General features: G+C 61.6%; 17 protein-coding genes and 7 pseudogenes. 9 read left to right on the forward strand and 15 right to left on the reverse strand.

Annotated elements, in window-relative coordinates:
• Positions 1-3 precede the first annotated feature (3 nt).
• The 3 genes from GR303_RS20650 to GR303_RS20660 form a co-directional block, all read right to left on the reverse strand.
• Positions 4-456: an RNA polymerase subunit sigma-70 gene (locus GR303_RS20650; protein WP_161725558.1), complete on the reverse strand. Its 453-nt coding sequence runs from the start codon at positions 454-456 to the stop codon at positions 4-6.
• 268 nt (positions 457-724) lie between these two features.
• On the reverse strand, positions 725-3,784 hold the full coding sequence (locus tag GR303_RS20655) for a PAS domain-containing protein (protein ID WP_161725556.1): 3,060 nt from the start codon (positions 3,782-3,784) through the stop codon (positions 725-727).
• 1,109 nt (positions 3,785-4,893) lie between these two features.
• The gene (locus GR303_RS20660) at positions 4,894-5,412 is read right to left on the reverse strand and encodes a hypothetical protein (protein ID WP_161725555.1); all 519 of its coding nucleotides are present in this window, start codon (positions 5,410-5,412) and stop codon (positions 4,894-4,896) included.
• A 763-nt stretch (positions 5,413-6,175) separates the two neighbouring features.
• Here GR303_RS20660 and GR303_RS20665 point away from each other — a divergent pair.
• Positions 6,176-6,688 (forward strand): GNAT family N-acetyltransferase, encoded by a 513-nt coding sequence (locus GR303_RS20665; RefSeq protein WP_161725594.1) that lies wholly within the window; start codon positions 6,176-6,178, stop codon positions 6,686-6,688.
• 258 nt (positions 6,689-6,946) lie between these two features.
• Positions 6,947-7,156: pseudogene (locus GR303_RS24400) on the forward strand (IS3 family transposase); the annotation flags it as partial.
• A 144-nt stretch (positions 7,157-7,300) separates the two neighbouring features.
• On the opposite strand, the gene GR303_RS20675 reads toward GR303_RS24400, so the two are convergent.
• Both GR303_RS20675 and GR303_RS20680 read right to left on the reverse strand, forming a co-directional pair.
• On the reverse strand, positions 7,301-9,703 hold the full coding sequence (locus GR303_RS20675; protein ID WP_161725554.1) for a bifunctional diguanylate cyclase/phosphodiesterase: 2,403 nt from the start codon (positions 9,701-9,703) through the stop codon (positions 7,301-7,303).
• A gap of 179 nt (positions 9,704-9,882) precedes the next feature.
• Positions 9,883-10,269: pseudogene (locus GR303_RS20680) on the reverse strand (Tn3 family transposase); the annotation flags it as partial.
• A 90-nt stretch (positions 10,270-10,359) separates the two neighbouring features.
• On the opposite strand from GR303_RS20680, the gene dmeF reads away from it, so the two are divergent.
• Together dmeF and GR303_RS20690 are read left to right on the forward strand one after the other, a co-directional pair.
• On the forward strand, positions 10,360-11,385 hold the full coding sequence (dmeF, locus tag GR303_RS20685) for a CDF family Co(II)/Ni(II) efflux transporter DmeF (RefSeq protein WP_161725551.1): 1,026 nt from the start codon (positions 10,360-10,362) through the stop codon (positions 11,383-11,385).
• Between the two features lie 23 nt (positions 11,386-11,408).
• On the forward strand, positions 11,409-11,597 hold the full coding sequence (locus tag GR303_RS20690; RefSeq protein WP_161725550.1) for a DUF411 domain-containing protein: 189 nt from the start codon (positions 11,409-11,411) through the stop codon (positions 11,595-11,597).
• 362 nt (positions 11,598-11,959) lie between these two features.
• Here the strand turns inward: GR303_RS20690 and GR303_RS20695 are convergent, their stop codons facing one another.
• Positions 11,960-12,334: a helix-turn-helix domain-containing protein gene (locus GR303_RS20695; RefSeq protein ID WP_161725548.1), complete on the reverse strand. Its 375-nt coding sequence runs from the start codon at positions 12,332-12,334 to the stop codon at positions 11,960-11,962.
• A gap of 11 nt (positions 12,335-12,345) precedes the next feature.
• On the reverse strand, positions 12,346-12,597 hold the full coding sequence (locus GR303_RS20700) for a type II toxin-antitoxin system RelE family toxin (protein WP_161725547.1): 252 nt from the start codon (positions 12,595-12,597) through the stop codon (positions 12,346-12,348).
• 308 nt (positions 12,598-12,905) lie between these two features.
• On the opposite strand from GR303_RS20700, the pseudogene GR303_RS20705 reads away from it, so the two are divergent.
• Positions 12,906-13,382, forward strand: a pseudogene (locus GR303_RS20705) (IS5 family transposase); the annotation flags it as partial.
• On the opposite strand, the pseudogene GR303_RS20710 reads toward GR303_RS20705, so the two are convergent.
• Together GR303_RS20710 and GR303_RS20715 are read right to left on the reverse strand one after the other, a co-directional pair.
• Positions 13,381-14,009: pseudogene (locus GR303_RS20710) on the reverse strand (IS6 family transposase); the annotation flags it as partial. The pseudogenes GR303_RS20705 and GR303_RS20710 sit on opposite strands and share 2 nt — an antisense overlap.
• 95 nt (positions 14,010-14,104) lie before the next feature.
• Positions 14,105-14,632, reverse strand: a complete 528-nt coding sequence (locus tag GR303_RS20715; protein ID WP_161725545.1) for a hypothetical protein — start codon at positions 14,630-14,632, stop codon at positions 14,105-14,107.
• An 827-nt stretch (positions 14,633-15,459) separates the two neighbouring features.
• On the opposite strand from GR303_RS20715, the pseudogene GR303_RS25515 reads away from it, so the two are divergent.
• Positions 15,460-16,281 (forward strand): annotated as a pseudogene (locus GR303_RS25515) (IS630 family transposase).
• A gap of 263 nt (positions 16,282-16,544) precedes the next feature.
• Here the strand turns inward: GR303_RS25515 and GR303_RS20730 are convergent.
• Together GR303_RS20730 and GR303_RS20735 are read right to left on the reverse strand one after the other, a co-directional pair.
• Positions 16,545-17,568 (reverse strand): annotated as a pseudogene (locus tag GR303_RS20730) (IS110 family RNA-guided transposase).
• A 137-nt stretch (positions 17,569-17,705) separates the two neighbouring features.
• Positions 17,706-18,401, reverse strand: coding sequence for a helix-turn-helix transcriptional regulator (locus tag GR303_RS20735; protein WP_161725542.1), 696 nt, complete (start codon positions 18,399-18,401; stop codon positions 17,706-17,708).
• 74 nt (positions 18,402-18,475) lie between these two features.
• Here GR303_RS20735 and GR303_RS20740 point away from each other — a divergent pair, with 74 nt between their 5' ends.
• Both GR303_RS20740 and GR303_RS20745 read left to right on the forward strand, forming a co-directional pair.
• Positions 18,476-18,844 (forward strand): VOC family protein, encoded by a 369-nt coding sequence (locus GR303_RS20740; protein WP_161725541.1) that lies wholly within the window; start codon positions 18,476-18,478, stop codon positions 18,842-18,844.
• A gap of 416 nt (positions 18,845-19,260) precedes the next feature.
• Positions 19,261-19,680, forward strand: coding sequence for a hypothetical protein (locus tag GR303_RS20745; RefSeq protein ID WP_161725540.1), 420 nt, complete (start codon positions 19,261-19,263; stop codon positions 19,678-19,680).
• Positions 19,681-19,804: 124 nt separating this feature from the next.
• On the opposite strand, the pseudogene GR303_RS20750 reads toward GR303_RS20745, so the two are convergent.
• Positions 19,805-20,507 (reverse strand): annotated as a pseudogene (locus GR303_RS20750) (IS6 family transposase).
• A gap of 59 nt (positions 20,508-20,566) precedes the next feature.
• On the opposite strand from GR303_RS20750, the gene GR303_RS20755 reads away from it, so the two are divergent.
• Positions 20,567-21,145 (forward strand): NAD(P)-dependent oxidoreductase, encoded by a 579-nt coding sequence (locus GR303_RS20755; protein WP_161725539.1) that lies wholly within the window; start codon positions 20,567-20,569, stop codon positions 21,143-21,145.
• 216 nt (positions 21,146-21,361) lie between these two features.
• On the opposite strand, the gene GR303_RS20760 is transcribed toward GR303_RS20755, so the two are convergent.
• From GR303_RS20760 to GR303_RS20770, 3 genes are all read right to left on the reverse strand, one after another.
• Positions 21,362-22,639: an alpha-hydroxy acid oxidase gene (locus GR303_RS20760; RefSeq protein ID WP_161725538.1), complete on the reverse strand. Its 1,278-nt coding sequence runs from the start codon at positions 22,637-22,639 to the stop codon at positions 21,362-21,364.
• A gap of 44 nt (positions 22,640-22,683) precedes the next feature.
• Positions 22,684-23,907 carry an MFS transporter gene (locus GR303_RS20765; protein ID WP_161725537.1) on the reverse strand — a complete coding sequence of 408 codons (1,224 nt, stop codon included), beginning with the start codon at positions 23,905-23,907 and terminating at the stop codon, positions 22,684-22,686.
• A 257-nt stretch (positions 23,908-24,164) separates the two neighbouring features.
• Positions 24,165-25,673 (reverse strand): tripartite tricarboxylate transporter permease, encoded by a 1,509-nt coding sequence (locus GR303_RS20770; RefSeq protein ID WP_161725536.1) that lies wholly within the window; start codon positions 25,671-25,673, stop codon positions 24,165-24,167.
• Between the last annotated feature and the right edge of the window lie 7 nt (positions 25,674-25,680).

The raw sequence follows: 25,680 nt of genomic DNA on the forward strand, positions 1-25,680 counted from the left end.
AGCTTACAGGAAGTCATCGATCGACAGTTGCGTCGTGTTGCGTGGCTTTGGTTTCTTTGAGCCTTCCTCGACACCTGCGGCAACAGGCTGGTTGCGTGGGATCGGTGTATCTTCGGACTGCATGCGCTTCATGCGAGCCTTGGCCTTGTCACGCGCTTGGGCTTCCTCAGACTGGGGATCTTCGTCAAGCCATCTGCGACGCTTGATGACCTCGTTTACTCTTCCCTGATTGACACCAAGCTGGAAAGCGATCTCCTGCTGGGTCATATTTGTGGTGCTGTGAAGCTCGAGGATCTTGCGGGCGAGCTCAGGGGTCATCTTGCGCCCGGACACCCGACGCGCCGGTGCGATCGACCGGGTCTTCTTATCTTCCTCGCGCATCTTCTCAAGGATAGCCAAGGCCATGTGCATGCCTTGAGTGCGCAGGGCTTCTTCGAATTGCTTCAGCGTGGTCAAAAGAGAGACTCCTGAACTCCTGCCCGATGCGCTCGCACCGGTTCAGACCGACTTTTGAACGACGAAGAGGTGATGACACGATCCAGAAGCCCCGCACGGCGGCTGGAAGAGGTAAGCCGAATTGAGGCACCCTGAAACAGAATAGAGTCAATGATTCGCGCTTTTCAAGCGGGGATGAGCAAATTCGTTGTTGATTCGTTCCTCACCGGCATCTGCAAGCTCCCGGGAAGTCCCCCGACTTCCTCGAATGGCGCTGGCCTGCACCTTTTCAACGCTTGGCGGGATCCAGCTTGCTGTCCTCTCCCTCGGCGTGGTTCCGGTCGAGCCTCGTGCCCACTGCTCCAGCACGGATTAGCCGCTCGACCGTACTGATCAGTTCCGTTGCGGCGAAGGGCTTGGCGAGCACGGGCACCCCCGTGAACCGCTCCGGCAGAAACGAGGACGCGTCGAAGCCGGTCACAAACGCGAACGGGATCCGCTTGGCGGCAAGGATGTCGGCTACCCCAAAGCTCCGATCACCCGCGACATCTACGTCGAGGAGCGCAGCGTCCGCCCCGGCCCCGTAGAGAAGATCCATCGCGTCGACGATGCGAGATGCGGGGCCGACGACCGTGCAGCCGACTTGGACTAATGCCTCCTCGATCTGAACCGCGATGGGGGCCTGATCCTCAAGCACCAGGATCCGCTGGCCCCGCACCTCCACGGCCTGGCCTCTGAGTGACGTGCGCTCCTTGCCGTTACCCTTGCGCCCTGTGAAGGTCTGGGAGGTAACCTGTTCGGCCGGGATGGTCATCTCGCACAGGAGCCCGTCACGGTTCCAGTCGAGCGTCACTTTCCCTTGGAGCTGCCGCTCGACGCTTGCCCGCATGATCGTCGCGCCAAACCCGCGGCGGGTGGGAGGAGCCACGCTGGGGCCGCCGCGCTCCTGCCAGCGCAGGCCGAGCCGTCCGTCCTCTTCCCCAGCGACGGCGAGCGCCCAAGTGACGTCGAGGCGTCCGCCCGCAGCCGAGAGCGCCCCGTACTTGGCGGCGTTCGTCGTAAGCTCGTGGATCACGAGCGCCAGCGCCTGCGCCGCCTCTGGGCGGAGCCGGATGGCCGGACCGTTAATCCGTATCCGGGATGAATCCTGGCCCCTGAAGGGCGCGAGCTCCTCCTCGATAAGGTGCCTCAGGTCGGCGCCTTCCCAGCGGGAGGCGGCGAGAAGACTGTGCGCCCGCGCAAGCGAGCGGATGCGACCAGTGACCGCGTCGGTGAAGGCGGCGATGTCGTCCCCGCGGGTCAACTGCACCACCGACTGGACCACCGCCAGGAGGTTCTTGGCCCGATGGTCAACCTCACGCGCCAGCAGGCGCTCGCGCTCCTCGGCGCGCCGGCGCTCGGTCATATCGCTGGTGACGCCGACGAGGCCGATGATGGCTCCCGTCGGATCGCGCAGAGGCGACTTGACCGAACGGTAGTAGCGCGTCTCGCCGTCGGGCCCTGTGAATGCCTCGTCCACGTCGAACGTGTCACCGGTTTCCATCACGCGCCGGTCATTGGCGATGATCCGCTCCGCCTCCTCGATGCTCGGCGCCCAGTCCCGGTCCGAGCGGCCGAGGATCTCCTCGATGGGCCGACCAATTGTCCGCCGGACCGCAGCATTGGCATAGAGCACCCGGCTCTCGCGATCCTTGGCGTAGATCATGTCAGGCGTGGAGTCGCCGATCAGCCGCAGCAGGGCCGAGGTGCGGTGCAGCTCGTCGGCCGTGCGCTTCAGGTCATCGATGTCGGTGCAGGTGCCGTACCAGCGGGTGATCCGGCCCTCCTCGTCGCGCACGCACTGGGCACGGCCGATCACCCAGCGATACTCCCCCGACCGGTGCCGCAGACGGTACTCGATGTGATAAGGCTCTCCGGTCGCGAGGCAGTGCCGCCATGTAGCCCAGGCGCGCTCCCGGTCGTCGGGGTGGAACATGCCGTTCCACCCTTCCCCGTCGGTCGAGCCCTCCGGCACGCCCGTGTAGTCATACCAGCGCTGATTGTAGTAGTCGTGGTAGCCGTCGGGCCTGGTCGACCAGATCATCTGGTCGATGGAGTTCGCGATCGCCTGGAACTTCGCCTCGCTCTCGCGGTGCGCTGCTTCGGCGGCCTTGATGTCGGTGATGTCCTGCGCAATCCCGGCCACGCGCTCCACGCCGCCGCTGCCGTCCCTGACCGGAAAGCCGGTGTCGCGGATCCAACGCACCGCGCCGTCGCACGGGCGCACGATGCGGTACTCCTGAATGCAGGTCTGCCCGGCCAGCAGGCGCGGAAGGCCTTCCCGGGCGCGCTCGCGGTCCTCAGGATGGACAAGTTCGGCCCAGCGTCTGAGGTCGGCCATGACACGCTCGCGCGGCTCACCCCAGATTGCCTCGTAGGCTGGGCTGAGGTACTCAAGTCGGCCGTTCGCCGCGTCGGCGATCCAGAGCACGTCCGTCGAGTTCTCGGCAAAGCTCCGGAAGCGCTCCTCGCTGGCGCCCAACCGCTCATCCGCCCGGCGGCGCTCGGTGATATCAGCATCGTAGCCGATCATGCGCATGGGAAAGCCGGCTCGGTCGCGCACCACGAGGCCCCGAGTAGAGGTCCAGCGGACCGAGCCGTCGGGTCTCACCATCCGGAACTCGGCCGCATACTCCGCCTCCCCGGCAAGGGCACGCCGGAGGGCAGCCTCGACGCCTGAGCGGTCGGCGGGATGGACGACCGCCAGGAACGCCTCGTAGGTGCCGCCGAAGCCCTGTTCCTCCAGGCCAGTCGCGGCCTCCAGGTCGCCGGACCAGGTCACGCGGCCGGAGCCGATGTCCCATTCCCAAGGAGCCAGCCGCCCTGCAGCGAAGGCCAGCCGCATCCGCTCCTCGCTTTCGCGCAGCCTCTGCCCGGCGAGCACTTGGCGCGTCGTCTCACTGCAGGCGCAGAACAGGCCGGCTACTGTCCCGGTCTCGTCACGAACGGGGGAGTAGAAGAACGAGAAGTGCGTCTCCTCCGGCTGGCCGCGCCGCTCCATGACAAGGGCGATGTCATCCATCCGCACGGGCTCGCCGCGGTAGACCTGCTCGACGAGCGGCAGTAGGTCCTGCCGGATCTCATGCCAGACCTCGAGGAAGTCGCGCCCCAAGGCGCCGGGGTGCCTATCGGCCAGGATCGTGGCATAGGCATCGTTGTAGAGCAGCGTGCGCTGGCTGCCCCAGGCCACGAACATCGGCTGGTTCGAGTCGAGCATCATGGCTGTCAGCGTCCGGAGCGTCTGCGGCCAGAGTTCCGTCGGCCGAAGTGGGCTCGCGGACCAGTCATGGGTCCGGATCAGGTTCCTCATCTCGCCGCCGGCGGAAATGGGCGGCTCGGCCGGACGAGGGAAGTCCGGTCCTGTAGGAGAAGGCCCAGAAGAGGTCATGCGGGTTGCGGCGGAACGTGGATGGTGCGGCTCAAGGCCGTTCGCGTGCAGTATAGCGCCGGCCGCACCCACGCCAAGCGACACATTTGTGAGATGGTCTCCATGTTGCCAGTTGCGGCGTGCCAAGCTCGATCGGGAATCGCCAACGGTGCCATCAGCAGAGAAGCTGAACTGGACACCCTTCCCCCCTGAACATGCGACTAATGGCCTCGGCGCTTTCCCGGCGCACCGACGATTCCTCCTGTCCCTCAATCCGTTTTACCGACGTCATGGAGATCTTCGGGGCTTCGGAAAGCTCCGTGATGGACCAGTTCAGCAGTCCCCGGGCCACCCGGATCTAATCGCCAGAGGGCAGCCCCGTCGCCTCGAGGTCGAGATGGCGCTCCCATGCCTCAGCTGAGAGCGTCTCGATGGCAGCCTGACCTGTCGAGGCCAAGTGGTGCAGCCAGAGCTCATCAACCACCGGCCGACTTAAACCCTTCGGGAGCCTGGTTTGACCGAGGCTGAACTCACGCGGCTTGGTGTCGACGACACACAACGAGCCCGGGTGAACCCGTCGCCGGATCGTCAGTGGAGCTCTAGCATAGAACCTGATGTAGGGTTCCCCAACAACGTAGCGGTTTTGGGCAAAGGAGCGTTCAGCCTGGGCGTCCGGTACGACAAAGATCCCTTCGTGTAAGATCGTGTAGTTGCAGAAGGCATCTCACGGGAGGTTTCGGTTATCTCTGCGTCCTTAGGCTTGGCCTTGAACCACTGCGGATGAGCGTCGAGCAAGGTGACAAACCCCATCGGCCCATCAAACACATGTCTGCCAATTCTGCAGATACGATTGATGGACGGCGAAGGAGGTGTGTCGAGAATGGCGAGCGCATGGAGGGCGAACAGACGCTCGGCCTCGTTAAGTGACTGCGGGAAAGGCATTCGGCCGGCAAAACTCTAGCTATACAATGTAGCCTCTTCGATTGAGGCCTCTCGGTTCGCCGTTGCGGCGGGCATAAGGCACAAAGCTAGTGTCAGCCTGGACTCTAGTCCTATCGCGCGGGTCGCCCTTGCAACGAGACGCCGGCCGGCACCTTCAACTCACCGTCCTCCTGATCTAGGTCGATGAAGCGGTTGTCCTTGGGGATGACCAGCCCCTCCCCGATCTTCGGCAGCTTTGCGAGAGCCGTGCACGTAATCGCGGATCTTTCCCCTGGCGAGATTTCGGTGCCGATGAGCCTCGCTGCTTTCTTGCCGGGGTCGGATATGCTGCCCTCGATTCGGATGCTCTGATCCGGGAAGACCCATGTGAAGCGCCGGCCCGTCTGCTGCCACTTGCCCGGCCATTCTCCTGGCTTCGTGCGAGAGGCGTCGAAGATGTACGGGCTCACCTCGCCATTCCCGATCTCGCCTCCCCCGACGCCGCCGCCGGGATGGAAGGTAATCACGAACTGGGACTGATCACTGGATCGGGCGCAGCGCCAAAGCGAACCGGTCAGGTTTAAGCCGTCGGCTATGGCTGCGGACGGCGCCAGGCTGATCCCGAATGCGGCGAGCAGAAGGGCTCTCATGGTGCTGTCTCCTGTCGGTGCAGGTGCCGGAGCAGCACCGTAGACAGCAGATCGTTACCAAAAGTCTTCAGGAAGGGGCGTTCGAACGGTCATTGTTGTTGCCGCTGGACTCCAGCAAGCACACCAAGGCGAAGATGCTGATCACCGCCAGGAACTCAGCCCCTGTCAGGAGCCATTCTGGCGAGACGCCCCGCAGCGGCCCAACGGCCGCAAGCGAGAGCAGAAAGGCTACAACCGTACCCCAAACCAACATAGACCGCCGTCCCTCAGGATGAGCCAAAGTTTTTACCTTAGGGAATGTGAACGGTTGATGACAGGCTCTAGGCCCGATCAATCCCTCTATAGAGCCTCTGAGCCTCGTAAAAGTAGCTGACTGGAATGAGTCCTGCTTCGCGAAGGTCCTCCTCCATCCAGGCCAGGATGACTCCATCCCGACTTGGCCATGGATGCCCGTCAAACCCTGCATAACGCGACATCTGCGGAGTAGAGGTCCCTTTTGCCCACTCGAAGGGTGCCGGGATCAGCAGGCCTCTCTCAAAGGGGCTCTCAGACATGGCCATAATCGCTCAAATGGCTTAGGACTAGCCTAACAGCCTCGCATGCACCTGAGAAGATTGTCCGCCAATTGCACGGAGTGCCGTTTATGAAGATGGGCATTTTTTGCTTAATTCAGGTTCTGCATTCTGACATTCCTTTATGGTGAGATATATCATTGCTTCCTGAACTTCGTGAGATCCCGACGGAAATCAGAACGCCTCGCCTCATGTTGCGCTGTCCGCGGTATGGCGATGGCGCCCGTCTGTACGAGGCCATCCGGGCGTCCTTGCCTGAACTGAAGCCATGGCTGGTGTGGGTTCAAAAGTCTCTTGATACAGAGGGATACGAAGCCAGCCTCCGGCAAGCGGCCAGCCGGTTCCTCGTGCGCCAGGAACTGCGCTACCTAATCTTTGACGCCACCCAGGAGATACTGCTGGGCAGCACAGGGTTCCATGCCTTGGATTGGCGAATTCCCAAAGCCGAAATCGGCTACTGGATCGATACACGCCACGCTGGGCAGGGCTATGTGACGGAGGCGGTTGAGGCTCTGACTAAGCTCGGGCTCAACGTCTTAGGGTTCCGGCGAATTGAAATCCGATCTGATGCCTTAAACGAGCGCAGCCACGCGGTTGCTCGCCGGCTGAACTATCAACTCGATGGGCGGCTTGTGAATAACTCAGTTGCGGCTGATGATCCTTCGTGCTTGCGCGACACTCTCGTTTTCTCACGGGTGAGTTGATCTGATGGAATGCTGACTGCGGCTTGCTGATTTCCCAGGAGCTCCTTTGTAAAAGAGGATCGCGCTGGGAGGATAGGTTGAATAAAGCCCCAGATTGACCAGGTCTCACATTCCGGCTCGAGGCAACCGTAGTCCTTGGGGAAACTTTTGCTCTGCTCGCCGTCGGCCAGGTTCGTGCGGCCGGAGGCTGCTCCCTTGGTAGAGCATGGAGCCTGTGTCTGCGGTCAGCGCTCATGAGGCAGATCGTGCGAGTTTCGGCTGGAGAACTCCTCTCTGCCGGGTGGTTTGGAGGAGCAGACCAAGGCCGTTGTGGCGCATTATGGGCATTGGCGTTACCACGAGAGCCTCGACGATCTCACGCCTGCCGACGTCTCCTTCGGACGCGGAGAGGCCATTCTGAAGCAACGAGAAAGGATCAAACCGCAGACCATCCAAAGCCGCCGCTTGCAGCATCAGAGGCAGGCCGCGTCATCTGAAACCCACACAAGCCGGAGCCTCCCTGAGTTCAGACCGACCGCTGTCTCAAAAACTCTGGCGACGCACACACGTGAATGAGGTCACGTTGAGGAAGTTTGTCCATATGGCTTGCTGGCTTGGTCATGGAGCATCCGCTCAGTGTGCGGCTGCTCTCATCAGCGATCTTGGGAGCACGACAACGTTGTCACAGATTAGCGAAGTCAGCTCGTTGATCGGCACTGGGCGGCCGAATAGGTAGCCTTGAACCTCGGTGCATCCCTCCTGCCCAAGGAACTTCAGTTCCTCGGGCGTCTCTACACCCTCGGCAATAACGGGAAGTCCCAAGCCCCGCCCCAGGCCGAGCACAGCCCGAACGATTGCGGCAGCCTGCGGTTTCGTGTGGATTTCCTGAACGAAGGAGCGGTCGATCTTGATCTTGTCGAACGGAAAGGCCTGAAGGTTTGAGAGCGATGAGTAACCTGTTCCAAAGTCGTCCATGGCGATGGTGACACCAAGCACCTTGAGCCTTTGTAGCGCCAGCAGCGCGCGATGAGGACCCCGGACCAGGGCCGTCTCGGTGATCTCGATCTCCAGCCTCTCGGCCGAAAGGTTGGTTTCTTTCAGAATGCTCTGAACCAAGTGCGGGAAGCCGTCGCTGCTCAACTGCAAGGCCGAGACGTTAACAGCAATGCTCAAGGGGCGTGTCCAGGTAGCGGCTTCCTGGCAGGCTTGGCGCATCACCCATTCGCCGATTGTGAGGATCAGCCCGCTTTCCTCGGCAATTGGAATGAACACGGAAGGTGGCACAAGGCCCCGCACCGGATGGTTCCAGCGCAGCAGAACCTCAAAGCCAAAGACCTCTCCTGTCTCGAGCTGCGCCTGCGGCTGATACACCAAGCTCAGTTCGCCGTTATCAATAGCGTTGTGCAGATCATGTTCGATGCTGCGGCGCTCGCGGATCTGGGCACCCATCGCGGCTTCGAAGAACCGGTACCCACCTTTGCCCTCCTGCTTCGCGCGGTACAGGGCGGTATCGGCATTGGACAGAAGCTCGGTGCGGTCCTTTGCATCGGACGGATACAGGGCGATGCCGATGCTGACGGAGACGGTACCGGCTGAAGATCTGTTCCGATCTCCATTCTTAAGCGCCCTCAAAAGCCTCTCGGCTAAGTGCCCGGTCTGTGCCGGATCTGTCACATGGGGAACGATGATTGCAAACTCGTCCCCGCCGAGGCGGGCCAGCATCTGATCGTCCGCCAGAATGGCGGAGAACTGCCCGGCAATGTCCTTGAGCAACTGATCGCCTGTAGCGTGGCCGTGGAGGTCGTTCACCTCTTTGAAGCCATCGAGGTCCAGGCACAGAACAGCCAACTGCTGTCCAGCTCGCTGATGCAACTTGAGCTCACGGTCCAGCTGCTGGTCGAAGCTGGCCCGGTTGTCGAGTCCAGTCAGCGGATCATGGTGGGCCAGGTAGCGGATCTGAGCCTCCGCGTTCCTGCGGTCCCGCAGGTCCCGGAAGGCCACGACGTTGTGCAGATGTCCATCATAGGTGATCTGACGGGCAATCAGCTCGACCGGGACCAGATTCCCATGACGGTTGCGCAGATCGGCCTCGACGGCTTGTCCCAAGCCATCAAAGAGTGCCCTGAGTTTTGCTGCGTCAGGGACACACGACCTTAAGTTCCTGCCGCAGATCTGCTCGGGTTGGAAATCGGCTAGGCGGGCAAAGCTCTGGTTAACCGAAACGATCGTCTCGCCGTTGCAAAGGACGAGTCCTTCCACAGCGGCATCGGTCAGATCGCGCATTCGCTTCATCTCGAGAGCCGAGCGCCGCCGCTCCCTAAGGTCGAGGCCCAATGCCGCGCAGGCAAGCAGGAGAATGATGAGGCTGATGATGGCGACCCCAATTGCCAGCCAGTGAGATGGAATAGCCAGCGGCGAAAGCTGGATGGTGGTGTCGGGCGTGATAGCAACGGCACCCATAGCAGTGAAGTGATGGCTACAGATCGCCAGCGTCAACAGCAATGCTCCAGTAAGCTTCCAGCGTGCGAGATTACTCCTCAGGCCTATGGGCAGAGCGACAGCACCGAACAATGCGCCGAGCACGATTGAGGCTGCAACCAATGTCGGATCCCAGGCGATGGTGCCGGCCACCTCGAAGGCTGCCATACCCGTGTAGTGCATGGCGGCGATACCGCCTCCGACAATGGCTCCCCCGAGCCACATGGTCCCTACAAAGCCAGGTATGAAAGCAAGGCAGAAGCCGAGGCCGGTCAGCGCAACGGCGGCCAGCAAGGAGATGACGGTCAGGGGGACGTTGTAACCGGTCGGCAGGGCGGGAGAGAAGGCCAGCATGGCAATGAAGTGCGTGGCCCAGATGCCGAACCCAGTGGAGACAGCTGCAATGCCGAGCCATAAGCTGTGCCGGGTGCCCTCCGATCGTCTAACATGATGCAGAAGGTGAACCGCTGTCAGGGACGCGAGGCCGCACACCAGAGCCGCCAAGGCAACAAGCCGGAGATCATGATCTGAACTGATGCAATTATAGACTGTCAGCATGGCAAGCCTTACGTCTCAGGCGACCGCGGCAGCCATGGCTCAAAGTGGCTTGATCGGAAGCCCTGATCCTAAAACGAAATTTCGAAACAAACCGGGTTCGCACCGGAATGGCGGAGGGGCATCATGCCTTTAGACCGTCGTTAATCAACGACGGCCAATCTGCCATCACTATCGTAGCCTTAAGCATCCAGCGACAGGCACGTTGAATCAAGGAAAACCTCTATTTCGCGGAGTCTATCTCCGATAACGGTTAACAGCAGCGGCAGTAGGTCATCGCAGTACTCCATGATCGGACTGGTGTTGAGCGGCACGCCGATATGCCCCTGGGACGCAGGATGAGCATTGGGCTTCTCGACGGTATGGAGCTTGCGGTCCTTGAGATTACGAGAGCGTGGAGCAAACCGCCGGCCCGTCAGGGTGAAAAGGCCAAGCACGTGGTCACTCACGTCGTCCGTGTCCGTGAAGCGCTCTTGGATGTCGAGTTCTGTCTCGTGGTCGAGCAGGCCATCAAGCCCGTAGGAAGCCTCACCCTCGGTGACGCTGATTGGCAAGAAGCTGAAGTAGCCGTATTGACCGGAGAGACGGCTTTAGAACTTCGAGCGCTCCCCGGCACCACTGGAGGCCCTATCTAGGTTGGAAGCAACGAGAGCGATCAGATGCACCATGATACCCTGCAGCATTGGCAGCACGACCACGTCTTCCTGGGAGAGCACCACGACCAGCACGAGCGGCGCACCTGGCTTGTGGTCGGCCTGACGGCGGCCATGATGGTGGCCGAGATCATCGCCGGGACGATCTTCGGGTCCATGGCCCTGGTGGCCGACGGTTGGCACATGTCGACACACGCCGCGGCGCTCGCCATCGCGGCTCTGGCCTACCGCTTCGCCCGCAGGCACACCCACGACCCCCGCTTCTCGTTCGGCACCGGTAAGGTCGGCGAGCTCGCGGCGTTCTCCAGCGCGATCATCCTGGCGCTCATCGCCCTGCTGATAGGCTACGAGAGCCTTGTGCGCCTGATGAACCCGGTGCCGATCCAGTTCGGCGAAGCGACAGTGGTGGCGGTCATCGGGCTTGCCGTGAACCTTGCCAGCGCCTGGCTGCTGGCCGGAGGCCATCATCACGGTCACGGACATCATCACCATGACCACGGACACCATCATGGCCATGGGCATGAACACCATCATGACCATGAAGACCACCATCACGATCATGCGCAGAGAGACCACCATCATTATGGCGGCGACACGAACATCCGCGCCGCCTACCTGCACGTTCTCGCCGATGCGCTGACCTCCGTTCTCGCCATCGTGGCGCTGCTGGCCGGGCGCTTCTATGGTTGGAGCTGGCTTGATCCCGTGATGGGCGTTGTCGGGGCCCTCATCATCGCGCAGTGGTCATGGGGGCTGATCCGAGCAGCCGGGGCCACCCTCCTCGACGCGGTGCCTGACCGGATGCTTGCCCGGTCCGTCCGCGAGCGGATCGAGGTCGGGGAGGACCGCGTGACGGACCTGCACCTCTGGCGCCTGGGACCAGGCCATGCCGGCCTGATCGTCTCGGTCGTGTCCGACGCCCCTCAATCGCCCGACGTCTACAAGCAGCGGCTCTCCGGCATTGAAGGGCTGTCCCACGTGACCGTCGAGGTCCATGCTTGCCCCAACCACCCGCAACGCGAGGAAGCCTGAACGGCTGCCGGAAAGGCGATCCGATGAAAACTATTCCCATGACCCGGCGCAGCCTCGTTACCGGCCTTGCGGCCAGCGCCCTGCTGACGCATTCCCGTCCGGTTCGAGCCCAGACTCTTCCGAAGATCGTCGTCAGCAAGGATCCGACCTGCGGCTGCTGCACGGGCTGGCTCAACCGCCCGCACAATGCGTCGGCGCAGGTCCTGCGATAACGGTGTGGTCATGGCGAGCCCCTGTGCTCACACCCCTGACCACATCGAGTCAGATCTTCCGATTCCGTTCAACCCCAAATCGCTCTAGCGCCCTGTCCGGTTTCAACCGGACAGGGCGCTTTTTGTGTCTGGCTTAATTGCCGTCAGAGGCGGCCTCTAGCTCGGTATCCCGAAGCGCGTTCACCGCGTGGACGATTAGATCGGCCGCCTCTTCGATCCCAGCAAAGGCAACGTACCGAATCCGGAGATCATTACCTTCAAGGATCGGGACTTTACCGCTCGGATGCGAAGTCGAAAGTCTCGACATTAACCAACGCGACGGGGCCAAACATTCATAGGTTTTCATTGTTCGGCCCTACTCATTAGGCCAGGTCGTCGAGGCTGACACTCAAAGCCTCGGCGATTTTCTTCATGGTTCCGAAAGATCCGTCGCGCTCGCCGTTCTCGATCTGGCTCAAGAACGCGGCGCTGATCTCGGCCTTTGCCGCGAGATCCTTCCCATTAAGGCCGCGATATTCGCGCCAGACGCGGATCGGGCTCTCACCGTCGAGGATGCGGTTCGCAAACTCCGCAGGGAGGAGTTCGTCCTCGCCGGTCGCGAGGCGGCGCTTTGCCTCGTCATAGGCGCGGACGTCGCCGGTCTCCTCGGCCGCGCCGGCGAGGCGCTCATAGTCGGCGAGGGGAAGGATCGCCAGGCGATCCCCACTCGGAGTTTCGATAATCGTCGGCTTGTTCATTGCCTCACCTTTCACCCGTAAATCCCGCCACGAGGGCCGATATCCAAGATCGCCAGCACGTTTCCGGGGTCGTCGAGAATAACGCGCCAGTCGCCGACGCGGAGCCGATAACCATCCCGGCCATGGAGCTTCGAGACGTTGTTCGCCTGAGAGGCCGGATCGGCGGCATATTGCTCGATCTTGCCACGGATCTTTGCAGCTTCGTTCGCCGGGATCCGGCGAAGCGTCTTGAGAGCCGCTTTGCTGTAAGCGATCTGTTTCATGAGTTTTTTATAGCCATTTGCTAACTAAACCGCAAGGGAAATTTGCATTTAGCTAATATGAGAATTTGCAGGTGACGGGTTTCTATATACTCCGATTAGCGACGGAGAGTTTTCCCGTGCGGTCGATTAGCCGTGTGAACGTTTTAGGGTGCGCTTGCACCGGCCGCATCAGACGTAAACGTCGCGCGTGGAGGCCTCGGCCGTAGACAGCGGAGTGGAACCTCGATCTTAGGTATGAACTCCTGAGAGCGGAACGGGCACTAGAGATTGTTATGGACCTGGCCTGAGATCGCAGCCGTTGGAGCGGGATGACCTCGGCTCGCAAACCTTACCCCTCCGATGTCTCTGATGAAGAATGGGCGCTGGTGGCGCCCTACCTGACGCTCCTGCCGGAAGAGGCGGGCCAGCGGGAACACTCCCTGCGTGAGGTGTTCAACGGCCTGCGCTACGTCATCAAACCGGGTGCGCCGTGGCGCTGGATGCCGAACGACCTGCCACCCTGGGCCGCCGTCTATCAGCAGGCCCAGCGCTGGCTCAACGCCGGCTGCTTCGAGGAGCTGGCGCATGATCTTCGCGCCGCGCTGCGCCTCGCGGCTGGGCGAGATGAGGAGCCTACGGCGGCGGTTCTCGATAGCCGTACCTTGCGCTCCAGCCCGGAGAGCGGTGCTCGCGCCGGCTATGATGGCGCCAAGCGCAAGAAGGGCTCCAAGCTGCACATGGCAGTCGACACCCTCGAGCATCTGCTGGCAGCCCATGTGACGCCCGCCACCGCCGATGACCGGGCCGCTGCTTGCGCATCATGTGGATCATCTCGATCCCACCGAGGATCACACGGGCAGTGGCCATGGACTGGAAGCCCAGCATCGGCCGCACCCGCCTCTTGATGGCGCGGTGATCCTGTTCGATGCAATTGTTCAGGTAGGCACTTCGCCGGATCCGGATCGGCTTCAGCTCGCGCGGTCCTGAAGCCGGCTTTCCGTGTCGCAGGCCAGGATCGCCTCGCGGCTGGTCTGGCTCCCGTCGATGACGATGCACTTGGGACGGCCATGCCGCTTGAGGGCCTTACGCAGGAACCGCTTGGCGGCTGCCAAATTTCGCCGTTCACTAAACCAAAATTCAATCGTATCGCCGATGCTGTCGATTGCACGATAGAGATACCGCCACAGGCCTCTAACCCTGATATATGTCTCGTCGACATGCCACTTTCCCGTGACGGCTCTCTTGCGGCGATTGAACCGCTCCAGCAGTTCGGGGGAGTACCGGATGACCCATCTGTGAATGGTCGCGTGATTGACCGAGATACCTCGCTCGGCCATCATCTCTTCCAGGTTTCGCAGGCTCAGATTGTAAGCCAGGTACCAGCGGACACACAGCAGGATCACCGATAGATCGAAATGACGGCCTTTGAACATGATAAACCTCCAGAGCTGGCCGGAGGCATAGACAGAACTAAGTTACTGATAGGTTTGCGACAGTTCCAGCTGCTCAGGAGAGTTTCTCTAGGCCTCTAGGAACGCGGCCGCTGAGTGCCCCAAGGAAACTTGCCGTGGCGGAGTATGCCGCGCACCACAGGCCAGTTCAGGTCGACCGGTTGCCTGATCAGAAGATGCGCATATCGGGAGCCTGTCCGGTGCAGACAGTTGCCGAGGGCGAAGAGCCCGAGAAGAGGAATGAGCACTGTCCACGCGCCTGCGTAGAAGCCAGCGTAGAGGGTTAGGCCAAGGAGAAAAGGGACCACGAGCACCAAGCCTGTGATCTTGATCGACCTTATGACGAAGTCGAGAGGCCCATGCAGATTGTCTGCCGCGATAAAAACCAGTGCGCTGCTGAATACCCAAGCCACGGCAACGAAGCCGAGTATGTAATATGGTTTGAGATACTGCTTCATATAGGACGGGCGTTTCGGATGACAGTTGCTGGCTTTTGCCAGCCAGCATAACGTCTCTCGTGCGTGTGAGACAATTGTTCGACAATTCGGCTTTTCACAAAGCTCGCCATTCAAACTTCCGGTCCACATTTCGGATGATGTGCCCACCACAGCCTCCCTGCCAGGTAGACGTATTCAAGGCATGTTCCCGGACGACGTAGGAGCGGCTATCGATGGAGACCTCAACGAATTCCTTGCTGAACCAGAGATAGTCCAAGCCCAGCAGATGGCTTACCACTTGGCCGGAGATGGTGCTCCGCAGCCTTCCTGACCGGTGAGGACTAAGGGCGAAGCAGGCCGTGTCAGAGCCATCATGAGCACGGATCGGATCATCGATCCTGAGCGGGAAGGCGCTTTCATCGAAGCACTTCAGATCAACGCATTGGCTCCAGAGCGCTCCGTAGGCCACCCCTGCCATACCGGTAGAACAGAGCAGGCCTATAGCCAGCAGTGCCCATAGACGCCGCATCGAAGCTCCTCGTGTCAGTTCAGCGGATGAATGGCGGGTGCACCCTAGCGGTCTTTCGCACGCGTGAGAAGACTGTCCGCCAATTTCGGGTAAAACCCTTTATGGTACGAGCAGCTTAGTCTTGCTTGGTTACGCAGGCCGGCTCATCAGGACGCTGAGAAACATAACGGCCAGCCCCCCCACGAAGGCACTGAAGACAGCCATTCTCAAGGGATAGAGGCCAGCCGCCCGAGCTTCTTGCCACCAATCCCGCCGAAAGATCCGAGATTGCCAATAGGGGCTGAACGGCCAGAGGGGAGAGTAGCTTCTGCCTTCACGTTGGCAGACATGGCGGAGGATGGCGTCATCAAGGATGACCTGCACCAGCACCAAGGCTGTTCCGAGGGCAAATAGAGCGGCTTGGGGTTGAACGGAATCGCGGGATCTGACTCGATGGTGGTCAGGGGCGTGAGCAAAGAGGCTCGCCATGACCACACCGTTATCGCAGGATCTGCGCCGGCGCATCGTGCGGGCCGTTGAGAACGGCAGCTCGAGCGCATCGGGATCTGCTCCGCGCCCTGGTGGAGGGCAAGTCCGGCATCACGCTGGCCGAGATCCAGGCCGAACTGCGCACCCGCGGGATCGTGGTGCAGGCGCTCTCGACCATTCACCTGATGCTCAAGCGCATGGACCTGACGCACAAAAAAAGACGCTCAGGGCGGCCGAGCAGGACCGGCCGGACGTAGCCCAGGAGCGCCGCTGCTTTCGGGTGTGGCAGCGCTTCATGGATGCCGGCCGCTTCGTGTTCCTCGACGAGACCGGCACGGCCACCAACATGACCCGGCGCTACGGCAGGGCGCCACGCGGGCAGCGGGTGGTTGATGCGGTGCCGCACGGGCACTGGCTCACCACCACCTTCGTGGCCGGTCTGCGGGAGAACGGGATCGTCGCTCCGCTCGTGGTGGACGGTCCCATGAGAGGCGAGATCTTCCGCGCTTATGTCGAGCAGATGTTGGCGCCAGCCCTCTCGAAGGGTGATGTGGTCGTGCTCGACAACCTTGCCGCTCACAAGGTGGCGGGCGTTGAGGAGGCGATCCGAGGTGTCGGAGCCAGCCTGTTGTACCTGCCGCCGTAGAGTCCCGATCTCAATCCGATTGAGCAACTGTTCGCCAAGCTCAAGGCGCTCCTGCGCAAGGCGGGCGCACGTACCAAGGAGGCGCTCTGGACCACGATCGGAGACCTGCTCGATGAGTTCTCGCCCGAGGAGTGCCGCAACTACCTCAGCAACTGCGGGTATGAGCCCGTCTAAGTCGATTCTGCTCTAGATCTGTTTGCGCTTTCATGGAAACATGTGTAGACGCCCCTGGTGGCGCAAGAAGAATCATTCGGTTTTGTGCGGCCTCAACTGCGGCTCACATGCCGCGGGCCCGGTTGGAAGTAGGCGGAACAGATCCGAATCAGTTCTACGCGCTCGAAGCGCTTGTTCCCAAGCTGGTTTATCTGACCCCGTCTCATTGACCGTTGCGTCATCCCTCTCCTTCGCTCTTCCAACGGCCCCTCGGCCGCGACGGCTTATGCCACTGGAGCCGGAGCCCGATACACTTTACCTCGTCAGCAGCGCCCAGACGTTGCGAGCCATCGTGTTGGCGCGGGCCCCCCGCACCAGCATCGGCGGCTTGCGCGCCAGCATGCGGCCGATCCACGACCCTGCGGGAGCGCCATGGCGGGCAACTCATAGCGACACACTATTGGCTCGCATGATGAGCAGGCGGCGGAGCGTTTCCTCACCCATCTTGGAGATCGTGCCCAGCTTCTGCTTGCCACCGGTTGAATGCTGCAAGGGCGTGAGCCCCACCCGAGCAGCGAAGTCCCGTCCGCAGCTGAAGGTCCCGGCTGGCGGAGCAAGGGCGGTCAGCGCCACCGCGGGGACGGGGCCCACACCGGGAATGGTCATCAGCTGATGCGCCGTCTCATTCTCCTTGGCCCACTGGGCGACCTCGCGGTCCAGACGGACGATCTGCTCGTCCAGTACCCGGAGCGCTCCGATCAGCATCCTCACGATCGGCCGGGCGAGCTCCGGGATTGGTTGTGCCTCATCCTCGACAGCCCGCACCAGGTGTGGAACGTGAGCCGAGCCTTTGGTCACGATGATGCCGAACTCCGCCAGATGACTCCGCAGGGCATTAATGATCTGAGTCCGCTGTCGCACAAGCAGATCGCGGGCTCGGAACACGAGAGCGGCGACTTGGGCCTGCTCGCTCTTGGGCGCCACAAAGCGCACGGTCGGGCGCTGAGCCGCCTGGCAGTTCGCCTCGGCATCCGCGGCATCGTTCTTCTGGCGCTTCAAAAAAGGCTTCACGTAAGCCGGCGCGATCAGCCGAACGGCATGCCCAAGCCGGCCGAGCTCGCGGGCCCGATGGTGCGAGCTGCCGCAGGCCTCCATCGCTACCGTGCAGGGCTGCTGGGCCGCGAAGAAGGTGAGAACCTGGTGTCGCCGTAGTTTCTTGCGGAACAGGACCGCCCCAGATGCATCGGCGCCGTGAACCTGGAACACGTTCTTCGCCAGTTCCAAACCGATTGTGCTAACCTCTCCCATGGACGCCTCCCTCAAGTGGTGCTTATCAACACCTCTACTTTGGAACAGCGAGGCCGTCGGGGGGCGTCTAGCCCATCATTTCTTGTTCCTCCTATTTGGCGCAGGGGCCAGACCGTGCTCGACCTGGGCCATGCTACTCAGTTTGGTGGCGACGAAGCAGACTGATGCTTGAGCCATTCGCGCAGCATTGTCGTGCGCCGGCGCGGGTAGCGGTCGGCCAGAGTGCGTGTCCCGACTAATCTGTCGGTGCGGAAATGGCGGTAATCCTGCCTCAGCTCACACCAGCCCACCAGGATCCTTCCGCTGGTGAAGTAGCCGATGGCAAACGGCCAGATTACCCGCCTGCTCTCGTGGCCGTCCTTGCCGCGGTAGCGAACTTCCAGCTTGCGCTCCCGCCGGATCGCATCGCGCAGGCTCGTGAGATCTTCCGTCAGGGACGCGGCTGGGCCGGGCGGTCCCACACGCAGGGGCACCGCGCCCATGCCGTCTCGGGCCTGCGGCGGCAGAACATCCTCGATCTTTGCCAAAGCATCGGTTGCAGCCACCGCCAGCGAACGATCTGCGAATGACGAGACCCAGCGCATGCCCAGGATCAAGGCCTCCAGCTCGGCCTGCGAGAACATCAGAGGCGGCAGCAGGAAACCAGGGCGTAGGACATATCCGACGCCCGGCTCCCCCTCAATTGTCGCGCCCAGGGCCTGGAGGGCCGCGATGTCCCGATAAAGGGTGCGGATGCTGATGCCTAACTCGTCCGCCAAGAGCTGGCCGGCGACCGGGTGGCGATGACGCCGCAGGATTTGCAATAGGCTGAGGAGTCGCTCGGTGCGTGCCATGACCAGATTATCCTGCCACTTTCTGACAGTAATATCTCGTACGATCAGCTCTGCCACCACTGGAGAGCCAGATCATGCTAATTCCCAACCTCATCCTCCTCTATGTCGACAATCCCGAGAGAAGCGCCGCGTTCTATGAACGGCTGTTTGCGGCTCCTCCGGCGGCCGTACTTCCGACCTATGTGGCCTTCGAGTTCGAGAATGGCCTAACCTTCTCTCTATGGTCCACCAGCGCCAAGAACTTCGTATCCGGCGGTTCTGGCCACCGGTCGGAGATCGCCTTCATGGTCCCTGAGGATCAGATGGTACGAGAGCTGCATGAGCGCTGGAGGCAGGATGGCGTCACGCTAGAGCAGCCCCTGCATGAGGCTGTCTTCGGCCTGACCTTCGTAGCGGTGGACCCAGACGGACATCGGATCCGTGTCTGCACCCCCGACGGGTAGATATGTTGGGCCATGTCCCAAGTTGCGGACAAGACCGTCTGGAGACGCCTGTCGATTCCACGACGCCGAATTCTTGGTCGGACAGTACGTGAAGACCACACGGCAATGGGCACCGGCGGACCGTTACGGCGCGGGTAGCCTCCTGTCGGCGCTCAGCCACCGGGAAGATGAGCAACGGATCCCTACCGGTCGAAACAGCGGCATTTCCAGGAGGCGCAGGGCCTAACTCTTCCTATACCCCGCGCCTGAGGAGCGGTCGTCCCCTGACATCGTTCAAGGTGAACCGAGGCTGGATACAGGAGTCCGGGGTACTGGGCTAGTAATATGGTTCAGCCTGTATTCAGGCGGGCGTGTTTAGAAATGAACCTAAGTTGAGGTTCTATATTGTTCGCTTCGGACTATTCTGGAGACATCACATGCATAAGATCGCTACTCTTGCCGCAGTGGGCGTCCTGGCGCTCGGCACCTTCTCGTCGTCCGACGCGGAAGCCCGCTCAGGCCGCCGCGGGGCAGCTATTGCCGCCGGGGTTGTCGGCCTTGCCGCCGGCGCCATGATCGCGGGCGCGGCCTCGCAGGCCTATGCTGCTCCCGCCTACGGGTATGGTTATGCAGCCCCGGTCACCTCGTACCACTACACCTATGATGACGCCTACTACGCTCGACCTGTCTATCGCGAGCGGCGCGTGGTCCGTTACTATGACGAACCGCGTCCGGTGTACCGCACCCGTCGCGTGGTGCGGACGTACGATTATGACTATGCTCCGGTCAGGACCCGTTCGGTGACCTACAGCTACGGCTCGCCGTATTATGGCTCCAGCTACTACAGCGGCTGGTAACAGGCAGCACAAAACTAAAACGGGGCGGTCACGATGACCGCCCTTTTCACATGGTACACCGTTTCGGTGCTGCCACGTTAAACAGCATCGGGCGCATTGAGGCCGCCTCGATCGCCGGACACGCTCAAGTGGCAATGCTGGCCGCAGACTTCCACGCGGCCATGGCATTGTGGCGGTCAAGGTGGGTGGCAAAGGCAGAGCGGCGGGAGCGAGGGGGAACGAACAGGTTGCGGACCGCAGAGAACACACATACAAATCTCTGTAGCACTCCCGGTGTTCGAAATCCCTGCTTCGCCCGCTCACGTTTTCGCAAAGGGAGATGTGAGTTCTCTGCCCGATTATTTAGACCCTTATGCGAGCGATGCTCAACCGCCGGCATAATCTGGCGCCGGGCGGCTGCATAGGAACCCAACTTATCGGTGATCAGTCGCCGGGGTGGGCAGCCCTGCTTCTTCAAGAGCCGCTTCAGCAAGCGCTTGGCCGCTTTGGTATCGCGCCGCGTCTGGACGATCTCATCGAGGACATAGCCAATCCTGATCGACAGCCCGCCAGAGCCAGTGCTTTTGGCCGGCAATGGTGATCACGACCTCGTCGAAGTGCCAAACATCGCGCCGGCTCGACCTCTTGCGTTTGAGGCCGCGGGCGTAAGCAGGCCCGAACTTCAGCGCCCATCGGCGGACAGTCTCATAGGAGACGAGAATGCCGCGCTCGAGCAGCATCTCCTCCACCAGCCGCAGGCTCAATGGAAACCTGAAATAGAGCCATAGTGCGTGGGCGATAATCTCAGGCGGAAAGCGATGGCGCTTGTAGTTGACGGGCTTGGTCATGCCGGCCCATCTACACGCCTGGCTTTCATATTCGGGTTAATGTGACAACACCGGCGCTCATGGCGACCTGCCCGCCCAGTGCGGTTGAGGCGATCGACGACCGCATCCGCACGGCCGGGCGTCGGCTGATCGACTCCCCGGTATCGGGAGGGGTCGCGGGCGCCAAGGCGGCAATGCTCACGATCATGGCGGCCGGGCCGAAGGACACGTTTGAGGCCGCGAAACCTGCCTTTGACGCGCTCGGGGACAAGGTGCTCCACGTCGGCGAGCGCCCTGGTCAGGGGGCAATGGTAAAAACCGTCAACCAACTCCTCTGCGGCGTGCACATTGCCGTGGTGGCGGAGGCTTTCGCCCTGGCGGCGAAGGTCGGTGTTGATCTCAGGATCCTGCTGGAGATCATGAGCGGATCCTCCGCTTCGAGCTGGATGCTGGAGAGTGAGCCGGAGGTGACGAGCGCGGTCGACATCTTCGTGAAGGATCTCGGCATCGTGCTGGATACCGGCCGGGACGTAAAGGCAGCGCTGCCCTTGGCGGCGGCCGCTCAGCAGATGTTTCTTGCAACCTCGGGGCGCGGAGATGGCATGGCGGACGACAGTCAGGTCATCCGGTCCTACCTCGCCCTGAATGGCATCAAGTAACCTGACAGCCCTATTTGCCCCACTGGAGAGGCCCATTCTTCTCGGGCTCTGTCATGATGGTCTTCTCCCGCGGGGCGATTTAGAGGTCTCATATGGGTCAGGGCCTGAAGTTCCCCTGCCCTTCGCGAATATCCGGTGTTCCTGTTCTAAGCTGACACTCGGTCTACTTCTTGGATGTGCCATCCGGACCTTACGGTCCGATGCCCAGCAGGGATTTCAGACCTTACTGACATCAACATGTCGGAGATTGATCAGTCGATCCAGGCTCATTTCTCCCAGTGAGTTGATGCTGAGAAGCCCCATGTTCCGGCTGATCTCGGAGGAAAGGATATTAATCGCGTGGCTGACACCAGCCTTGCGGCCGGTTGCAGCCGCATACAAGAACGGGCGGCCAACGAAAACGAACTTCGCTCCAAAGGCGATGGCCTTCAGCACGTCCGAACCTCGCCGGACACCGCCGTCCATTATGACGGAGGTCGTCGCTCCGACAGCAGCGGCAATGGCGGGTAGAACACGTAAGGGCGATACCGCTCCATCAAGTTGCCGGCCGCCGCGGTTCGAGACGACGATGCCATCGACGCCACCATCTCGGGCAATGCAGGCATCCTCCCTGGCTATGATACCCTTCAGAACCAACTTCCCCTTCCACCGTCCGCGGATCAGCTCCAGATGACGCCAGTTCAAGTGATCCTTGGCGTCGAAGTCCCGTATCACGCTCTTGGCCAGGATCGGCGCGCCACGTGTCGCATAGGAGTTCTCGAAGTGGGGCATGCCGTGGTTCAACAACGTTCGCAGGAACGCGTCCACCGTCCAGCTCGGTCGCATTATGCCGTCCCATGCCAGACGAAGACTGGGCCGAAGAGGTGTGGATAAGCCTCTTCGGACGTTGTTCTCGCGATTGGCCGACACTGCCGTGTCCACGGTTAACATGAGCGTTTTGAAGCCCGCCCGCTCCACTCGCTCCAGCAGTCCGAGGATCTGATCAGGCTCACCTGGAAGATAAGCCTGAAACCAAGCCGCCGGATTCGCCTTGGCGACGTCTTCCAGGAGAATGAGGGAAGACCCGCTCATCACCATTGGGATGTTCGCCTGCCCAGCCGCCTGCGCAAGCACCAGATCGCCACGATATGCAGACAAGGCACTGATCCCCATCGGAGCAATTCCGAACGGGGCGGCATATGTATGCCCGAGCAGCTCAACCTTCTGCGTTCGCTTGGAAACACCGACGAGCACCCGCGGGACGAAGCCGAACTCTTCGAAAGCCGACCGGTTGTCCCGAAGGGAGGCATTGGTCTCGGCAGCTCCCGACACATACCCGAAGATCGGCCGTGGCAGGTGGCGGCGTGCCGCGACCTCGAAATCGTCAAGTGCCAGGACCTTGCGCAGACGGCGTGGGAGGGCAGCAGGCGGCGTTGGCACGATACCCTTCCCAAGTGTGGATTCCAGATTCGTCGATGAACGCTCCATGCTGCGCAGCGTGTCCGAATTCCTCATGGCAGTTCTCCTCACTTTAATCCCCGACGGTCCTGAGCCAGTCTTCACAAGTCGAGGCTCTTCAGGATCAGCTTGCGCCGGGTATAGACGATCCCGCTGAAGGCGAACGTCGCGACCGCTCCGGCCGCCAGTGGTCCCCGCAAGCCTGTCACGTCGGACAGGGCTCCAATAACCAAGGCACCGAGGGCGGGCGCCCCCCGGAAGATCATGCTGTGCAGAGCAAGTATCCTGCCCCGCAGGCGATCGGGGACCGCAAGCTGGATCACGGTTTGACTGGCGATCCCGCTCACAACCATGCCGAAGCCCACGGTGAACAAAGCAACCACGCCCAGCCATTCCTGAGGCGCGACCGCTGCGACGAACAGTGCCGCACCCATCAACAGGCCATTGGATAGAGCCATCGTTGCGACGGATGCAGGGTCGGTCCGGCGGCTGAGCCAGACCGCCCCGACCAATGCACCGAGGCCAGTCACGGACGTCATGAAGGCGAACCTGCCGGCGTCCGACCCGAACAGGGCCGCATAGCTCGGCATGAGTTCAAGGATAGGGCGGATGCAGAGCGAGACGACCGTCAGCGTCAGGAACATGGCTCCGAGGCCGACATGGCCGGCTGCGTAGCGCCAGCCTTCGACGACGGATGTGATCAGCCCGACGCTGGTTGAATGGCCGACCTCAGGGTTGACCAAGCGGATGCGGGCGAGCGCCCAGGAGAAGATCGCAAACGTCCCGAAATTGATCGCGAATGCCAGCGTGAGGCTGCCCTTCTCAATCACGATGCCTGCGATGGCGGGGCCGATGAAACGGGCAGAGTTGAAAACGACGGAGTTGATCGCGACTGCGCTCACCAGGTTCGGACGCTCGACGAGACTGGGAAGGAGCGCCATGCGGAACGGCTGGTTGAAGGCCGTGATGATGCCGCCGACCAGTGCCAGCACCAGGACCAGCCCCGGGGTAAGCAGGCCGAGGGCACTGAGGATGGTGAGCAGTCCTGCATGCACCATGAGCAGGGCCTGGCTGATCCGCGTGACCTGCAGCCGATCGGATCGGTCGGCCATGGCGCCAGCCCATGGGGTCACAAGAACCATCGGGAACAGGTCTGCGAACGCGACCGCACCCAGCCATGCCCCCGAGTCCGTCAGCTCCCAGACCAGCCAGCCGAGCGCGACCCGCTGCACCCATGTTCCAACGAGCGAGAACACGTTGCCGATGGTGAAGATGCGGTAGTTCGCCTCGCGCAACGCTGCGCGAACTCCATGCCACCCGTTCATCGCATCACGCACGCCACCTGGATTATGCCACACTTTCCAACCTGGCCGGCTACCTGATCACGATGGCCTGGAAATCACTGACGTTCGTGCCGACAGCACCGATGACGAAAAGGTCGCTCACGGCATTGAACCCGGTCCACGCGCCGCTTCGCGCAGGAAGGTCATCCGCATCAGAACCGCCTGGGCTCAGTCCTGTTCATGGATGCGGGGAAGGGGGCGCGTAAGGCGCCCCTTCCCACAGTTCCCATATGCGGGCTTTAGGCCTCTTCCTCCCGGAACGCGACCTCGCGGGTTTTGCGGAAGGACGGCAGGACCATCAGGATGAACATCGCAGCGGTTGCCACCAGCAGGACGAGGCTGATCGGCCGTTCGAAGAACACGCTCGGGCTTCCGTCAGAGAGCACCATTGCGCGACGCAGGTTCGTTTCCAGCAGCGGACCGAGAACGAAACCGAGCAGCAGCGGCCCTGGCTCGCACTTCGCCTTCCGGAACAGGTACCCGAGGAACCCGAAGCCTGCGGCGAGCACGACGTCGAAGATCCGGTTGTTGATGCTGTAGACGCCAACGCAGCAGAACAGCAGGATGGCCGGGTACAGGAGACGGTACGGGACGGTCAGCAGCTTCACCCAGATGCCGATCATGGGCAGGTTGATGACGACCAGCATCAGGTTGCCGATCCACATGCTTGCCACAAGGCCCCAGAAAATCTGCGGCTGGGTTTGCAGGACCGTCGGACCGGGGGTGATGCCATGGATGATGAATGCGCTCAGCATCATCGCCATCATGTTGTTGGACGGGATGCCCAGCGTGAGCAGCGGAATGAACGATGACTGCGCGCCGGCGTTGTTGGCGGCCTCGGGGCCTGCCACGCCCGCAACAGCTCCCTGCCCGAATTCCTCAGGAGTTCTTGAGACCTTCTTTTCCAGGGAGTAGGCGCAGAATGACGACAATGTCGCGCCGCCGCCCGGCAGGATCCCGAGAAAAGTCCCAACGCCCGTTCCCCTCAGGACGGCAGGCCAGGCCTGCCGGAAGTCTTCCCGGGTCGGCCACAGGCGACTTAGCTTGCTGACCAGGACACCTCGCCCCTCCACGTTCTCAAGGTTCTCGATGATCTCGGTAAAACCGAAAACACCGATGGCGATCACGACGAAATCGATGCCATCGAACAGCTCGATCGCATTGAACGTCAGGCGTTCTTCGCCGGAGCTCGCATCGATACCGACCATGCCGAGGAGCAATCCGAACAGGATCATGCCGATTGCCTTCAGGACGGGGCCCCGGGCGAGGACGGTGGCGGCCAACAGGCCGAAGATCATGAGCGAAACATATTCAGCGGGACCAAACGAGAGCGCGAATGACGAGAGCATCGGACCTGCGATGGCAACGCCGAACGTCGCCACGGTTCCCGCAAAGAACGATCCGAGCGCGGCAACAGCAAGCGCCGAGCCGGCCTTACCCTTCTGGGCCATCCGGTAGCCGTCGATGGCAGTCACCACCGAGGATGCCTCACCGGGCAGATTGACCAGAATGGCGGTGGTCGATCCGCCGTATTGCGCCCCGTAGTAGATGCCGGCGAGCATGATGATGCCGGCCAACGGGGGAAGATAGAAGGTGATCGGCAGGAGAACGGCAATCGTCGCCGTCGGGCCGATGCCCGGCAACACCCCGATCAGCGTCCCAAGGAGGGCGCCCAGCAGGCAGAAGCCAAGATTGGTCGGGGTCAGCGCCTCACCGAACCCGAGCATGAGCAGGTCGAGGAATTCCATGTTCCGC

This window comes from Microvirga arsenatis, from assembly GCF_009910705.1.
Lineage (GTDB): Bacteria > Pseudomonadota > Alphaproteobacteria > Rhizobiales > Beijerinckiaceae > Microvirga > Microvirga arsenatis.

What these genes read in the sequence shown, in the direction of transcription:
- GR303_RS20655 (WP_161725556.1), bottom strand. Translation starts at nt 3,784, where the DNA reads ATGAGGAACCTGATCCGGACCCATGACTGGTCCGCGAGCCCACTTCGG.
- GR303_RS20660 (WP_161725555.1), bottom strand. Translation starts at nt 5,412, where the DNA reads ATGAGAGCCCTTCTGCTCGCCGCATTCGGGATCAGCCTGGCGCCGTCC.
- GR303_RS20665 (WP_161725594.1), top strand. Translation starts at nt 6,176, where the DNA reads ATGTTGCGCTGTCCGCGGTATGGCGATGGCGCCCGTCTGTACGAGGCC.
- GR303_RS20675 (WP_161725554.1), bottom strand. Translation starts at nt 9,703, where the DNA reads ATGCTGACAGTCTATAATTGCATCAGTTCAGATCATGATCTCCGGCTT.
- dmeF (WP_161725551.1), top strand. Translation starts at nt 10,360, where the DNA reads ATGCACCATGATACCCTGCAGCATTGGCAGCACGACCACGTCTTCCTG.
- GR303_RS20690 (WP_161725550.1), top strand. Translation starts at nt 11,409, where the DNA reads ATGAAAACTATTCCCATGACCCGGCGCAGCCTCGTTACCGGCCTTGCG.
- GR303_RS20695 (WP_161725548.1), bottom strand. Translation starts at nt 12,334, where the DNA reads ATGAACAAGCCGACGATTATCGAAACTCCGAGTGGGGATCGCCTGGCG.
- GR303_RS20700 (WP_161725547.1), bottom strand. Translation starts at nt 12,597, where the DNA reads ATGAAACAGATCGCTTACAGCAAAGCGGCTCTCAAGACGCTTCGCCGG.
- GR303_RS20735 (WP_161725542.1), bottom strand. Translation starts at nt 18,401, where the DNA reads ATGGCACGCACCGAGCGACTCCTCAGCCTATTGCAAATCCTGCGGCGT.
- GR303_RS20740 (WP_161725541.1), top strand. Translation starts at nt 18,476, where the DNA reads ATGCTAATTCCCAACCTCATCCTCCTCTATGTCGACAATCCCGAGAGA.
- GR303_RS20745 (WP_161725540.1), top strand. Translation starts at nt 19,261, where the DNA reads ATGCATAAGATCGCTACTCTTGCCGCAGTGGGCGTCCTGGCGCTCGGC.
- GR303_RS20755 (WP_161725539.1), top strand. Translation starts at nt 20,567, where the DNA reads ATGGCGACCTGCCCGCCCAGTGCGGTTGAGGCGATCGACGACCGCATC.
- GR303_RS20760 (WP_161725538.1), bottom strand. Translation starts at nt 22,639, where the DNA reads ATGAGGAATTCGGACACGCTGCGCAGCATGGAGCGTTCATCGACGAAT.
- GR303_RS20765 (WP_161725537.1), bottom strand. Translation starts at nt 23,907, where the DNA reads ATGAACGGGTGGCATGGAGTTCGCGCAGCGTTGCGCGAGGCGAACTAC.
- GR303_RS20770 (WP_161725536.1), bottom strand. Translation starts at nt 25,673, where the DNA reads ATGGAATTCCTCGACCTGCTCATGCTCGGGTTCGGTGAGGCGCTGACC.